The organism is Streptomyces flavusporus (genome assembly GCF_046267975.1).
In the GTDB taxonomy this organism is placed as follows: domain Bacteria; phylum Actinomycetota; class Actinomycetes; order Streptomycetales; family Streptomycetaceae; genus Streptomyces; species Streptomyces flavusporus.
In genome coordinates this window covers 9,004,680-9,017,965 of the sequence record NZ_CP176503.1, presented here as the reverse complement: position 1 = coordinate 9,017,965, position 13,286 = coordinate 9,004,680, and the positions used below count along the sequence as shown (strand labels likewise).

Genomic DNA, 13,286 nt, shown 5'->3' with positions numbered 1-13,286 from the left:
CCGGCGCGGCCGCGGACAGGATCGCTTCTCGATGACCTCGACGGCTTCCACCACTTCCACCACCTCGACAGCCCCCACCGCGGTGACGGCTGCGGCGCCCCGTTCCGGCCCGCATGCCGTTCCGCCCCCGGCCCCCGGCGAGGCCGGCGTGCGGGTGCCGTACAGGGACCTCGTTGCCTTCGTGGCCAATGTCCTCATCGCCAAGGGGCTGCCCGAGGACCGCGCGGGAGTCGCTGCCGAGGCACTGTGCCACGGCGACCTGACGGGCTTCACCAGTCACGGCATCACCAACCTCACCCGGCTCTACCTGCCGCTGTTCGACTCGGGCCGGTGCGACCCGCGGGCGGAGCCGCGGATCGTCGCCGACCACGGTGCCTCGGTCCTCCTCGACGCCCGCCGGGCGCTCGGGCTGTGGGCCGCCACCGAGGCCATGGACCTGGCGGTCGAGCGCGCCCGCGAGTACGGGGTCGGCATGGTCTCGGTACGGGGGGCCACGCACTTCGGCTGCACGGGCCACCATGCCCTGCGCGCGGTCCGGCACCACATGGTCGGCCTGGTCACCGCCAACTGCGGCCGGCAGCGGATCGTCCGCCCGCTCGGCGGACGGGTCCCCATGCTCGGCACCAACCCGCTCGCGCTGGCCGCCCCGGCCGGAGACCGACCGCCGTTCGTCCTGGACATGGCCACCACGGTGGCCCCCACCGGCAGGGTCCGAGCCGCGGCACGGGCCCGGCAGAGCGTGCCCGTGGGCTGGCTGCAGGACGACGACGGCGCGCCGGTGACCGACCCGGCCGCCTTCGACCGCGGCCAGGCGCACCTGTGCTGGCTCGGCGGTGACCCGCACACCGGTGCTTACAAGGGCTTCGGGCTGGGCCTGCTGGTGGAGGTGCTGTCCGCACTCGTTCCCGGAGCCGGACTCGGCCCGCAGGAGAACAAGGCGGAGCCGGTCGGCCCCGATGACGACATCGGCTACTTCATGCTCGCCATCGCCCCCGGGCGGCTCCGGTCCGAGGCGGAGTTCCTCACCGACGCGGCCGACCTGTTCGGTGCCCTCCTCGGCTGCCCGCCGGTCCGGGCGGACGAGCCGGTGCGCTATCCCGGCTGGCCGGAGGACGCCCGCTGCCGGGACCGGCGCGCTCACGGCGTCCCGCTCGACGCGGCCCTGCACCGGGAGATGCTCGACCTGGCCCGGAACAGCGGTCTTCGCTTCCCGGCAGCGGTGGAACCCACCGAGGCGGGGAGCCCGACATGACGATCCCCCGCATTCCCCGCATCGGCCTCATCGGCCTCGGCGTCATCTCCCGCTTCTACCTGGCCGCACTCGAACGCGAGGCGTGCGCGCGGCTGGTGGCGGTATGCGACCCCGACGAAAACCGGCTCGCCACCGCACCTGCGCAGGTCGCGCGCTACCGCGACCACCGTGAACTGCTGCGGGCAGCGGACCTGGACGCCGTGGTGGTCAACGTGCCCAACGACCTTCACTACCCGGTGTGCAGGGACGCGTTGGCGGCGGGACGTGCGGTGTGCGTGGAGAAACCGCTCGCCACGAAGGCGTACGACGGCCACCACCTCGTACGGCTCTCCCGGCAGAGCGGTGCCGTGCTGTTCACCTCCTTCCACCGCCGCTACAACAGTGAGGTGAACGCGCTCCGCGAACGCATCGCCTCCGGCCCGCCGATCGCGTCACTGACGGTGCGCTACGAGGAGACGATCGAGGAACACGCCGGTCAGGACCGCTGGTATCTCGACCCGGAGCGCTGTGGGGGCGGCTGCGTCGCCGACAACGGGCCCAACGCGTTCGACCTGGTTCGCCTGTTCCTCGGCGATGTCCGGGTGACCGAGGCCACCGTGCACCGCGATGCACAGGGCGTCGACCGGCAGGCGCAGGTGCTGCTGTACGCCCCGTCCGGCGCGGCGGCCCGGGTAGCGCTCGACTGGTCCTGTCCCGGCGAGCGCAAAACGGTCGAGGTGCGACTTGCCGACGGGACCATGGACCGTGCCGACATGCTCGCGGGCCATCCGGAGTTCAAGGGGTCCCTGCGGCACGAATACGTAGGCGTACTGCGGGACTTCACCGACGTGCTGTCCGGCCGCCGCCGGAACGACCCCGACGGCCTGGCCGCCCTTGAGCTGGTGGCCGCCACGTACGCGTATGAACGCATCGGCCGGTCCCGCCCCCGACAGGAGGTGCCCCACCCATGACCCCAGGAGAGGACGGTGCCAAACGCACCGTGTACGGGCAGCTGGTGAAGGTGCTCACCCACCGGCGTGACGACCGGGGTATGACTCTGGAGAGGTTCGCGAGCCGGTGTGTCCGTCGTGGGGAGGTGCATGAGCTGGTGACCACCGACCACACGGAGACCGCTGCCGGTGCCCGGATCGACCGGGTCGGCTTTCTGGGTTTCGTGGAGGCCGGATGCGCCGGTGTCATCGACCGGGGCGATGAGGTCTGGGCGGGCGGGGGCCGGGTGGGGACGGTCCTGGGATTCGACGCCTGTCACTTCCCGAACCACTACAACATCCTCATCTCGGTGCCCGAACCGCTCACCGGCCCGCAGTTCGGTCTCGCACCCGAAGCCGAGGTCAGGTTCGAACAGCGGGCTCAGATGCCGCCCCCGCCCGGCGGCAGCCCGATCACCGACGGCTGACGCGTGCCGACCCGCTCACCAGGAGTACTCGTGAACCCTCGTATCAACCTCGCCGAGCTGGAGCCCGCCGCCTATCAGGCCATGTTGGGCCTGGAGCAGTACCTCTCGTCGAGTCCGCTGCCGGCGCCGCTACGGGAGTTGGTCAAGCTGCGGGCCAGTCAGCTCAACGGCTGCGCGTTCTGCGTGGACCTGCACAGTCACCACGCCAAGAACGCCGGAGAGCCCGACGAACGGCTGTTCTCCCTCGTGGCCTGGCGCGAGTCCCCCTTCTTCAGCAAGGCCGAACGCGCCGCGCTCGCCCTGACCGACGCCGCGACCCGCCTCGGCACGGAGGGCGTGCCCGATGCCGTGTGGAACGAAGCCGCCGCCCACTACGACGACCGGCAACTGGTGGCGCTCGTCATGACGGTCGCCACCGTCAACGCCTGGAACCGGATCGCCGTCAGCACCCGCCTGGTGGCCAGCTCACCGGGCCCTGACCGAGGCGGCGCAGGTGACAGACGGTGATCGCCAGGCCGGACTCGGCTGCGAACTGGGCGAGTTCGGTACACGTGATGCCCGTCGCGGGTCGGTTCTCCTTCATGGTCGCCACCCAGCCGAAGCGCAACGGGTCCTTGGCCTGTCCCGGCTGGCCCGGCCGCGACTTCCGCGTCAGTCGCGGCGATCGCAAATCAGGTCGACATCCGCGCCCGCGGCCGCGCTGATCTCACCCCATGCGCTCCGAGCCAACCAAGATCCGGACCATTCATGGGCCGACGCCCCGCCCAGAGCAGCCACAGACACCGTTCCTGCTGGTCAGCAGCGGTGCGGCGCGTGTACCACCGTGAGACGAAGAACCTGCTGGAATTGATATGCATCGCATCCAAACGCGGCTCCCTGGCCATGCACGCAGAGACTGAGCCGCAAGGGCGTGGAACTTAGTCTCTCCGCTCCGGCCACATACAACGCAACTACTCCTGACCGATCAGCCCCAGATGCCCGAGTTCAACGGAGCGTAGTCAGCACCAAGTCAGCACGGGAGCGGTTAAGACGGGTAATGACGTGGGCTTTTAGTCAGCACCAAACCAGCACGGGAGTCAGCACGCCACCGTCAAATCGCACCTAATAACGCATCACAGACACAGCCCGTTCCTGCCCCATTCCAGCCGCTGAACCACCCCCTGGCGAGCGGGCATGGGGGCCGCGCGGATACCTCGCCCCGGAACTATGTTGTCCCGCCATATGTGCGCCTGACCTGCACGTTCCTACGGTGTGCCCACACGTACCCGTCCCCACCGCACACGAGGAAGTGGCGCACATGGCCTCCGCAGCATCCGCTCCCCCAACGCCCGGCAATCTCAAGCGCATCGTCGCCGCCAGCCTCATCGGCACCACCATCGAGTGGTACGACTTCTTCCTGTACGGGTCTGCCGCCGCGCTCGTTTTCAACCAGCTGTTCTTCCCCGAGTCCGAGCCGCTCGTCGGCACGCTGCTCTCGTTCCTGACATACGCGGTCGGCTTCGCCGCCAGGCCGCTGGGTGCCCTGGTCTTCGGGCACTACGGCGACCGGCTCGGGCGCAAGAAGCTGCTGGTGCTGAGCCTGCTGATGATGGGCGGGGCGACCTTCGCGATCGGGCTGCTGCCCACCCACGCGACGATCGGCACGGCGGCGCCGGTGCTGCTCACCGTGCTGCGTCTTGTGCAGGGTTTCGCGCTCGGCGGTGAGTGGGGCGGCGCCGTTCTGCTCGTGTCGGAGCACGGGGATGCGCGGCGGCGCGGCTTCTGGGCCTCGTGGCCTCAGACCGGGGCGCCGGCCGGGCAGCTTCTGGCGACCGGTGTGCTGTCCCTGCTGACCGCTCTGCTCTCCGACAGCGCCTTCGTCAGCTGGGGTTGGCGCATTCCGTTCCTGCTCTCCGGTGTGCTGGTGATCGTCGGCTTGTGGATCCGGCTGTCCGTCGACGAGTCGCCCGTGTTCAAGCAGGCTCTGGCGCAGGCCGAGGCACGCAAGACGGACAGCACCGCTGCCGCCGAGAAGCTCCCGCTGGTAGCGGTGCTGCGCCACCACTGGCGTGACGTCCTGGTGGCCATGGGTGCGCGGATGGCCGAGAACATCAGCTACTACGTCATCACCGCGTTCATCCTCGTCTACGCCACCACCTCCGCCGGGGTCTCCAAGCAGACGGCGCTCAACGCGGTGCTCATCGCGTCCGCCGTGCACTTCGCGGTCATCCCGCTGTGGGGTGCGCTGTCGGACCGGATCGGCCGCCGTCCCGTCTATCTGCTGGGCGCGGTCGGCGTCGGTCTGTGGATGTTCCCGTTCTTCTCGCTCATCGACACCGGCGGCTTCGGCAACCTGCTCCTCGCCGTCACCGTGGGCCTGGTGATGCACGGTGCGATGTACGCGCCGCAGGCCGCGTTCTTCTCCGAGATGTTCGCGACCCGGATGCGCTACTCCGGTGCCTCCATCGGCGCCCAGTTCGCCTCGGTCGCGGCCGGTGCGCCCGCCCCGCTGATCGCCACCGCGCTGCTGGACAGCTACGGCAGCTCGACGCCCATCTCCCTGTACGTGATCGCCGCGGTGCTCCTGACCGTCGTCGTCGTGGCGGCGGCGAAGGAGACCCGCAACCGGGACCTGGCCGACGTCGAGTCCGTTCACGGAGCGGAGTCCACGGCGGACCGGACACCGGACGCACACCGGGTCTGATCCAGCCGGCCACGACCCCCGTACGCCCGTGCGTACGGGGGTCACTGACGTGTCGGGGCGGCCGCCAGACAGTGCAGGCGCAGGGCGAGCTGGATCTCCAGGGCACGGGCGGGGCTCTGCCAGTCGTCCCCCAGCAGGCGGCCGACCCGCTCCAGGCGCTGGGCGACCGTGTTGACATGGACGTGCAGTTCGTCCTTGGTGCGGGCGGGGCTCATCCCGCAGGCGAAGTACGCGTCGAGGGTGCGCACCAACTCGGTGCCGCGGCGTTCGTCGTAGGCGACGACCTGGCCGATGGTGCGGGTCACGAAGCCCGAGATGTCCCGGTCGCCGGCCAGCAGCAGCCCCAGGAAGCCGAAGTCCTCGGCGGCGGCACCGTCCCCGGCGCGGCCCAAGAGCCGCAGGGCGTCGAGGCAGCGGCGGCCCTCCTCATAGGCGGTGGGGACGGAGTCCGGGCGGGCGGTGAGGTCCTCGACCGGTGCGGACGCGCCGACCGTGACCGCCTCATGGACGGCGGTGCCCAGGTGCCGGGCGGTGCGGCGGGCCAGGTCGGTGGCCGTGGCGCCGGGGTCGAGGGGCAGCAGCAGGACGGTGCCGCCGTCGCGTGCGGCGGCCAGTCCGTGGCGGGTGGCGGCGAGATGGGATGCGGCCGACCACAGGCGTCGACGGGCGTCCGCCTCCTGGTCGGCGTCGGCCGCCGGGCCGTCGATGCGCGCCGCGAGCACGACATGGGTGGCGTCGAGGTCGGCATGCAGCCGTGCGGCGCGCTCCCGCAGCAGGCGTGGGTCACGGTCGCGGGCGTCGAGCAGGTCGTCCAGGAGTTCGCCGCGGACACGCTGTTCGGCCTCGGCGGCGGACCGTCGGGCGAGCAGCAGCAGCGACGTCACCATCGCGGCCCGCTCCAGGGTGCGCAGGTCGACGGGGTCGAGCCCGGGCTGTCCGCGCAGCACGAGCGCGCCGAGCAGTTCACCGCCCGCGGCGACCGCGGCGATCCAGTCGTCCTCGTGCCGTACCGCATGTCCTTCCGTACGGAAGGCCTCCATGGCCTGCGTCGGTGCGGCGGTGGCGTCGGTGAACTCGACCGTGCCGCCGAGTACCTCGGAGACGGCGGCGGCCACGTCGTGGACTCCGCCTCCGCGCAGCACCAGTTCGGCGAGCCGGTCGTGCACGTCGGAAGCGCGTTCGATGACGGCGCTGCGGTCCCGGATGATCTCGTTGGCACGCTCCAGGCCGGCGAGGGCCGAGCGGGTCTCGGTGAGCAGGTTGGCGGTGTCGATGGCGGCCGCGGCCAGCGCCGCGAAGGAGCCGAGCAGCGCGATCTGTGCCCGCTCGAAGACCCGCGCGCGCCGGTCCGCCGCGAAGAGCACCCCGATCACATGGTGCCCGAGCATGAGGGGGACCCCGAGAATGGCCACCAGGCCCTCGTCCCGCACGCCCGCGTCGATGGCGGCGGTGTGCTGGAAGCGGTCGTCCTTGAAGTAGTCGTCGGTGACATACGGGCGGGCCGTCTGGGCGACGAGGCCGCCGAGCCCCTCGCCCATCCCGAGCCGCAGCTGCTGGAAGCGGGCCGCGACCGAGCCCTCGGTCACCCGCATGTAGGTGTCGCCCCGGGCGGGGTCGTTCAGGCTGAGGTAGGCGACGTCGGTGCCGAGCAGCGACCGGGCACGCTGCACGATCGCCTGCAGCACGGCGTCCAGATCGCGCAGTCCGGCCAGGTCGTGGGCGGTCTCGAAGAGCGCCGACAGCTCGGCCTCCCGGCGGCGGCGTCCCTCCAGCTCCGACCGCACGCGCAGCGCGAGCAGCTTGGCGTGTTCGAGCGCCGCGAGCCGGTCGGCCGGCCGGCCCTCGGTGCGGGCGCGCAGCAGCGGCTCCTCGAAGGCGTCGGCGGACGCACCGCGGGCCAGCAGCTCCAGGAACGGCGCCTCGGCGCTGCTCTCGGGCACTGTGGTGGCGCCACTCGCCGAGGCCGCGGTGGAACTGTTCGATGACGCGTCGGCGTCGGCACGCTCGGCGGAGTGCACGTGATCGCGGGACATGCTCACAGGATTCCTCATTGCCCGGGCGCCCCGTCAGCCCTGTGGAAAACTCCGGGCGCGCGGGGCGCCGGATCGTTCAGTGCGCGGTCCAGCCGCCGTCGAGGACGAGCGAGGTCCCGGTCATGAAGGACGCCTGCGGGCTGCACAGGTAGGCGACCGCCTCGGCGACCTCCTCCGGTTCGATGAGCCGTTTGAGTGCGCTGTCCTGCAGCAGCACCTCGGACAGGACCCGGTCCTCGGGCAGGCCGTGCGCCCGGCCCTGGTCCGCGAGCTGTTTCTCGACCAGGGGGGTGCGCACATAGGCGGGGTTCACACAGTTGGAGGTGACGCCGTGGGGTGCGCCTTCCAGGGCGGCGGTCTTGGACAGCCCCTCCAGGCCGTGCTTGGCGGCCACGTAGGCCGCCTTGTAGGCCGAGGCACGCAGTCCGTGGACGGAGGAGATGTTCACGATGCGGCCCCAGCCCTGCCCGTACATGTGGGGCAAGGCGCCGCGGATGAGCCGGAACGGCGCCTCGAGCATCACGGTGAGCACGGTGTGGAACACGTCGGGCGGGAACTCCTCGATGGGCCGGACCAGTTGCAGCCCGGCGTTGTTGACGAGGACGTCGGTGCCCGCGGCGGCCTGTTCGGCGGCGTCCAGGTCGGTGAGATCGAGGACGTGCGGTTCGACGCTGCCCGGCAGGCCCGTCGCCTGCCCGGCGAGCGACTCCAGACCCGCGTCGTCCCGGTCGACCGCTCTGACCTTGGCCCCGGCGGCCGCGAGCCGCAGCACACAGGCGCGGCCGATGCCACCGGCAGCTCCGGTGACCAGGGCCGTGCGGCCGCCGAGATCGAGCGAGGGGGCGTGGGGGCCGGGGAGGCTGTTGGGCAGGTTCATGGCTCGACCCTAGGCAGTTCGCGCACCCCGCCCCATGTGGTCAAAGCCCATACTTCATTCGAAACTCGTGGAGTCGAACCATGTGGGTTGGTCCGACAGGGCCTGCTTGATCCGCAGCTGCCCGAACTCGTTGAGCTGCGGCAGGGCGTCGATGTCGAACCAGCCGACGTCCAGCGACTCGTCGTCGTTGACCCGCGCTTCGCCGCCGACGGCACGGCAGCGGAACGTGATGTCCATGTACTGGCACGTGTCGCCGTTGGTGTAGGTGACGGGCTTCAGCGCCTGCACCAGCACCACCCGCTCGGGCACGCAGTGCACGGCAGTCTCCTCGTGGACCTCCCGCACAGCGCAGGCCGCGGGCTGCTCCCCCGGGTCCGGGATGCCGCCGATCAGCGACCACATGCCGGTGTCGGAGCGGCGGCCCAGCAGCACTCTGCCGTCGTCGTCGAAGACGACGGCGGTGACCCCGGGGAGCCACAACAGCTGGTGCCCGGCGGAAGCCCGCAGACTGCGGATGAAGTCAGGAGTAGCCATGGGCCGACCCTAACGGGAAGATCCTCCGGCCCTGGGCCGCTTCCCGGGGCGCACGGCGGGCGTACGGCTACACGTCACCCGCGCGCCGCCCGCGCGCACCGGCGCCGACGGCCCAGCCCAGGCCGCCCGCCGCGACGAGCACCAGGGCGATCTCCGGCAGGATGCCGAGCCGGGTTGCGGGCGTCTGGGAGGAGCGCAGCGGCACCTCCTGGACCAGCGAGTCCGCGACGAACATCCCGGTCTTCTGCGTGATCGCCCCGTCCGGCAGGATGATCGCGCTGACGCCGCTGGTGACCGGCACCGTGACGGTGCGGCTGTGCTCGACGGCGCGGATGCGCGACATGGCGAGCTGCTGGTAGGTCATCTCACTGCGGTCGAAGGTGGCGTTGTTGCTCGGCACGGAGATCATCTGCGCGCCGTCGGTGACGGTGTCGCGCACGGCCCAGTCGAAGGCCGCCTCGTAGCAGGTGGCGAGGCCGACCCTGACGCCGTCCAGCGTGAAGACGCCCGGCTCGCTGCCGCGGCTGAAGTCCTGGCGGACCATGCTGGTCCAGTTCTTGTTGATCGCGTCCAGCAGCGAGCGCAGCGGGAGGTACTCCCCGAACGGCTGGATCTGCCGTTTGTCGTAGGTGTCGACCGGCCCCCTGTCCGGGTCCCACAGGATCTGCTCGTTGAGGAGCTTGCCGTCGCGCTCGACGACACCGCCGACCGAGATGGGCGCGCCGATCGCCTTGGCGGCGCTGTCGATGACGGCGTACGCGTCGGGGTTGGCGAAGGGGTCGATGTCGGAGGAGTTCTCCGGCCAGAGCACGAAGTCGGGCCGTGCCACCTTGCCCGCCTCGACCTCGGCGGCCAGGCGTTCGGTCTCGCGGGCGTGATAGTCGAGCACCGCCCGCCGCTGGGAGTTGAAGTCGAGCCCCGCGCGGGGCACGTTGCCCTGGATCACGGCGACGGTCGCGGTGCCGTCCTCGGCCTGGTCGCTGACCAGCGGCCGGGCGGCGAGCGCGCCCACCACCGGCACGGCCACGCCGAGCAGCGCGACGGCCGCGGCTCCCCGTCGCACCGCGCGCGTGCGCCTGCCCTCCGCCACCAGGCGGACGACGTCGCACAGGCCGAAACCGCACAGGACGACCGCAAAGCCGAGTACCGGTGTGCCGCCGACCGCGGCGAGCGGCAGGAAGACGCCGTCCGCCTGCCCGAAGGCGATCTTGCCCCAGGGGAAGCCGTGGAACGGCACGCGCGCGCGTACCGCCTCACCGGCGATCCACACCGCGGCCGCCCACACCGGCCAACCGGGCAGCCTCGACACCGCTGCGATGCCGACGCCGGCCAGGGCGACGAAGACTGCCTCGATCGTGGCCAGGGCGAGCCAGGGGCCCGAGCCGACCTCCACGCCGGTCCACACCAGCAGCGGCAGCAGGAAGCCGAGTCCGAAGAGGTAGCCGAGGCCGAGCGCCGCCTTCCAGTTCCGGCCGCGCAGTACCCAGCCGAAGACGGCGAAGGCCGGCAGGGCCAGCCACCACAGGGTGCGCGGCGGGAAACTGACGTAGAGCAGCACTCCGGAGAGCGCTGCGGCGGCGGCCGGGGCGAGGCGGCGCAGCAGGCGCGCGCCGCGCGCCTTTGGCGCGGTCCGCGGTTGTACGCCGTCCGACTCGTCCACGGAGGTTGCGGTGACGGTCACTCCGGGAGTGTACGGCGGACGACTTCGAAGCCGACAACGCGGTGGCCAGGCCTACGACGGCCTCCTCCTGCGCCGTTGCCGCATCGTTCCTGCCGTTCCTGCCGTTCCTGCCGTTCCTGCCGTTCCTGCCGTTCCTGCCGTTTCTGCCGTTTCTGCCGTTCCAGCGCAACCCTGCACAACTCGGTACCGGTCATCCACAAACCGCCCATCAGCCGTTACCGTGTGCCCGGGCCCCGGGTCGTGAGACGGGACGGCTGGGGTCCGTCAGGTCGGGGGCGGCCGGGTTCGGGGGGACGTGTGGGGTCCACAGGGATGGCGTCTGTGGCCGGTCCGGATGCGGACGGCGGTAGACGGAACGTTTCTGACGCGGTGGGCGTGGTCGTGCTGGGGGCCTGCGCCGTCTGGTCGCTGATCACGGCAGCCGTGCACGACGGCCGCCCGGAAGGCGTGCTCCTCGCCGTACTGGCCGTCGCCGCCGGTCATGCCGCAGGACGCATCTGTGGGGCACTCGCGCCGGTCGCCGCTCCCTGCGCCGGGGCACTGGCCGGACTCGGACTGACCCTCACCGTTCCGCACCTCGCCCCGGGGCCACAGCCCGGCGCGCCACTCGGCAACGCGGGCGCCATCGCCGCGCTGCTGACCCTGTCCGCCGGCGCCGCCTGCTGCGCCGCCTGGTCCGCCGCCGTACCGGCGATGCGGCTGGCTCTGCGGCTGCTGGCCGCCGGGATCGCGCTGACCGCGGCCGCGATCGGTTCGGTCATCGGCGTCGTGGCGTGTTCGGCGGTGTTGCTGTGCTCCCTCGCGGCGGGCCGGATGAACCACCGCGGCCTCGGCATCGCCGGCCTGGCCCTGGCGGCGGCGCTGGTGACCGCCGGGAGCTGGGCGGTCGCCGCAGACGTGCTCCCCGAAGGACTCGCCGCATCCGTGGAGGGCCCGCTGACCCTGCACCGGGTAGAGCTGTGGCAGGACGCGCTGGCCATGGCCCGTGGGGACGTCCTGGGGGTCGGCCCAGGGCGCTTCGGAGAACTCAGCCCCACCGTCGTCGGGTCGCCGCTGTCCGATGGCAAACCGCATTCCGCACCCCTGCAGCAGGCCGCCGAACAGGGAGTCGTCGGGGTGGTTCTGCTGGCGGCGGCGTTCTGCTGGGTGCTGTACACCCTGTGGCGCACCGCGCGGCCCACGCCGGTCGTCCTCACCGCCGGCGCGGCGCTGACGGCACTCGCGGCCATCGCCGCGGTCGGCAACGCGCTGAGCTTCACCGCGGTGTCGGCCGGGGCGGGGCTGCTCGCGGGCCTGGCCACGGCACGCCCGCTGGCCGAGGAGTCGCCACGCCGGGAGAGCGTCGCGCAGGGGGACCGTCCGGCGCCGTGACTCAGTGGGCCGTGCCGGGTGTGCCGGCCCGCAAGCGTGACTTGATGACCCGTACGGCCGCCTCCGCGTTGTCCACGGTGATCGTGAACGTGTGGCCGTCCCAGAGCTGCAGCACCACGCCCTCCCCGCACCGTACGACGACCGCCGTGCCCTTCTCGGGGCGCCAGCGGTAGCCCCAGCCGCCCCACTGGCGGGGAGTGACGTACGGGGCGAACTCGGCGCCGACGACCTGTGACAGAGGGATGCGGCGGCGCGGCACGCCGATGTGACCGCACCGCACTTCGAGGGACTCCTTGTCGACCTTCAGCGCGACGTGCACGAACGCGAGGGTGCCGAACAGCACCAGCAGTCCGGCCGCGATGCAGCCGACGACGGCCATGACGAGCGGGGCGATGCCGTTGGTCCACGAGGAGTCGACGGCGAGCTCGATACCCAGTGCCAGGCAGGCGGCGCCACCCAGTGCCAGCAGCCACTGGACCCGGTTGGTGGCCCGACCGGTCCAGACGTCGGGGTGCGAGCCGTGCTCGCCGCGGGGGTGTTCCCTCATGGTTTCGAGGTTACTCAGGTTTCGCTGCGCGGGGAGGGTGTTGCGCAGCGTGACTGGCCGGCGGGCGGCCCGGCGGACCGAGGGATTCCGGTCAGTGACCGTGGGTCACCGAACGGGGCTGACCGCCGACAGGAGCCGGCCTTCCGCGTAGGCCAGGGCGGATGCGGGCAGCGGGCCCTCACGACCGCTCAGCAGCACCGTCACAGTGCCGCCGGGCTCGGCCGCGGGATCGGGGCGCGACCCGATCCGGCGCAGGGCCTGAGCGGCCACGGCCCCCGCGGAACCGTGCAGAACGAGGGCCGGGGCGCCGGGGCGCTGCACGGCGGCACGGATGCGCTCGGCGACCAGCTCGTAGTGGGTGCAGCCCAGGACGACGGTGGTGACCTCGGCCGGGGTCAGCTCGGCAGCCGCGGCGACGGCGGCGTCGATGGCGGCCTCGTCCGCGCGTTCGACCGCTTCCGCGAGTCCCCAGCACGGCACCTCGGCGACCTCCACCCCGTCGGCGAAGTCCCGGATGAGTCCGCGCTGGTAAGGGCTGCCGGTGGTGGCGGGCGTGGCCCAGATCGCGACCGGGCCTCCGCCGGCCGCGGCCGGCTTGATCGCCGGGACCGTCCCGATGACCGGCAGCGCCGGTTCGAGGCGGGCGCGCAGGGCGGTCAGGGCGTGCACGGTGGCGGTGTTGCAGCCGACGATGAGGACGTCGGGCCGGTGCGCGGCGGCCGCCTCGGCGACGGCCAGGGCGCGCTCGGTGAGGTCCTCCGGGGTGCGCGGCCCCCAGGGCATGCCCTCGGGGTCCAGGGAGAGCACGAGATCGGCGTCGGGGCGCAGGCGCCGTACCGCGGCGGTGGCCGCCAGCAGGCCGATTCCGGAGTCCATGAGCGCGATCTTCACCCGGCCACGATAGACGATGGG

The 13,286-nt window shown here is 72.1% G+C and carries 12 protein-coding genes; 6 read left to right on the top strand and 6 right to left on the bottom strand.

Features of this window, described 5'->3' with window-relative positions; translation table 11 throughout:
• Nucleotides 1-31: 31 nt before the first annotated feature.
• The 5 genes from ACKTSN_RS42430 to ACKTSN_RS42410 all read left to right on the top strand — a co-directional run bounded on the left by ACKTSN_RS42430 (nucleotide 32) and on the right by ACKTSN_RS42410 (nucleotide 5,331).
• Entirely contained in the window at nucleotides 32-1,252 is a 1,221-nt protein-coding gene (locus ACKTSN_RS42430) for an Ldh family oxidoreductase (protein WP_409473933.1), read from the top strand.
• A complete protein-coding gene (locus ACKTSN_RS42425) occupies nucleotides 1,249-2,202 on the top strand; it encodes a Gfo/Idh/MocA family protein (RefSeq protein ID WP_409473932.1) in 954 nt (317 codons plus the stop codon). Before ACKTSN_RS42430 ends, ACKTSN_RS42425 begins: the two co-directional genes overlap by 4 nt.
• Entirely contained in the window at nucleotides 2,199-2,648 is a 450-nt protein-coding gene (locus ACKTSN_RS42420) for a DUF6917 domain-containing protein (protein ID WP_409473931.1), read from the top strand. Before ACKTSN_RS42425 ends, ACKTSN_RS42420 begins: the two co-directional genes overlap by 4 nt.
• Before the next feature lie 30 nt (nucleotides 2,649-2,678).
• Nucleotides 2,679-3,155: a carboxymuconolactone decarboxylase family protein gene (locus ACKTSN_RS42415; protein ID WP_409473930.1), complete on the top strand. Its 477-nt coding sequence runs from the start codon at nucleotides 2,679-2,681 to the stop codon at nucleotides 3,153-3,155.
• A 790-nt stretch (nucleotides 3,156-3,945) separates the two neighbouring features.
• Nucleotides 3,946-5,331, top strand: a complete 1,386-nt coding sequence (locus tag ACKTSN_RS42410) for an MFS transporter (protein WP_409473929.1) — start codon at nucleotides 3,946-3,948, stop codon at nucleotides 5,329-5,331.
• 41 nt (nucleotides 5,332-5,372) lie between these two features.
• On the opposite strand, the gene ACKTSN_RS42405 is transcribed toward ACKTSN_RS42410, so the two are convergent.
• The 4 genes from ACKTSN_RS42405 to lnt form a co-directional block, all read right to left on the bottom strand.
• A complete protein-coding gene (locus ACKTSN_RS42405; RefSeq protein WP_409473928.1) occupies nucleotides 5,373-7,364 on the bottom strand; it encodes a helix-turn-helix domain-containing protein in 1,992 nt (663 codons plus the stop codon).
• Nucleotides 7,365-7,440: 76 nt separating this feature from the next.
• Nucleotides 7,441-8,241 (bottom strand): 3-hydroxybutyrate dehydrogenase, encoded by an 801-nt coding sequence (locus ACKTSN_RS42400; protein WP_409473927.1) that lies wholly within the window; start codon nucleotides 8,239-8,241, stop codon nucleotides 7,441-7,443.
• Nucleotides 8,242-8,295: 54 nt separating this feature from the next.
• Nucleotides 8,296-8,775, bottom strand: coding sequence for an NUDIX hydrolase (locus ACKTSN_RS42395; protein ID WP_129797583.1), 480 nt, complete (start codon nucleotides 8,773-8,775; stop codon nucleotides 8,296-8,298).
• Nucleotides 8,776-8,842: 67 nt separating this feature from the next.
• Nucleotides 8,843-10,456: an apolipoprotein N-acyltransferase gene (gene lnt, locus ACKTSN_RS42390; protein WP_409473926.1), complete on the bottom strand. Its 1,614-nt coding sequence runs from the start codon at nucleotides 10,454-10,456 to the stop codon at nucleotides 8,843-8,845.
• 312 nt (nucleotides 10,457-10,768) lie between these two features.
• Here lnt and ACKTSN_RS42385 point away from each other — a divergent pair, with 312 nt between their 5' ends.
• Nucleotides 10,769-11,827: an O-antigen ligase family protein gene (locus ACKTSN_RS42385; protein WP_409473925.1), complete on the top strand. Its 1,059-nt coding sequence runs from the start codon at nucleotides 10,769-10,771 to the stop codon at nucleotides 11,825-11,827.
• A 1-nt stretch (nucleotide 11,828) separates the two neighbouring features.
• Here the strand turns inward: ACKTSN_RS42385 and ACKTSN_RS42380 are convergent, their stop codons facing one another.
• Together ACKTSN_RS42380 and ACKTSN_RS42375 are read right to left on the bottom strand one after the other, a co-directional pair.
• Nucleotides 11,829-12,374: a hypothetical protein gene (locus ACKTSN_RS42380; protein ID WP_409473924.1), complete on the bottom strand. Its 546-nt coding sequence runs from the start codon at nucleotides 12,372-12,374 to the stop codon at nucleotides 11,829-11,831.
• Between the two features lie 105 nt (nucleotides 12,375-12,479).
• The gene (locus ACKTSN_RS42375; RefSeq protein WP_409473923.1) at nucleotides 12,480-13,265 is read right to left on the bottom strand and encodes a glutamate racemase; all 786 of its coding nucleotides are present in this window, start codon (nucleotides 13,263-13,265) and stop codon (nucleotides 12,480-12,482) included.
• Between the last annotated feature and the right edge of the window lie 21 nt (nucleotides 13,266-13,286).

Bases quoted from the DNA above. Each gene is read 5' to 3' on its own strand.
- ACKTSN_RS42400 (WP_409473927.1), bottom strand. From the start codon at position 8,241: ATGAACCTGCCCAACAGCCTCCCCGGCCCCCACGCCCCCTCGCTCGAT.
- ACKTSN_RS42380 (WP_409473924.1), bottom strand. From the start codon at position 12,374: ATGAGGGAACACCCCCGCGGCGAGCACGGCTCGCACCCCGACGTCTGG.
- ACKTSN_RS42395 (WP_129797583.1), bottom strand. From the start codon at position 8,775: ATGGCTACTCCTGACTTCATCCGCAGTCTGCGGGCTTCCGCCGGGCAC.
- ACKTSN_RS42385 (WP_409473925.1), top strand. From the start codon at position 10,769: ATGGCGTCTGTGGCCGGTCCGGATGCGGACGGCGGTAGACGGAACGTT.
- ACKTSN_RS42420 (WP_409473931.1), top strand. From the start codon at position 2,199: ATGACCCCAGGAGAGGACGGTGCCAAACGCACCGTGTACGGGCAGCTG.
- ACKTSN_RS42410 (WP_409473929.1), top strand. From the start codon at position 3,946: ATGGCCTCCGCAGCATCCGCTCCCCCAACGCCCGGCAATCTCAAGCGC.
- ACKTSN_RS42430 (WP_409473933.1), top strand. From the start codon at position 32: ATGACCTCGACGGCTTCCACCACTTCCACCACCTCGACAGCCCCCACC.
- ACKTSN_RS42425 (WP_409473932.1), top strand. From the start codon at position 1,249: ATGACGATCCCCCGCATTCCCCGCATCGGCCTCATCGGCCTCGGCGTC.
- ACKTSN_RS42405 (WP_409473928.1), bottom strand. From the start codon at position 7,364: ATGTCCCGCGATCACGTGCACTCCGCCGAGCGTGCCGACGCCGACGCG.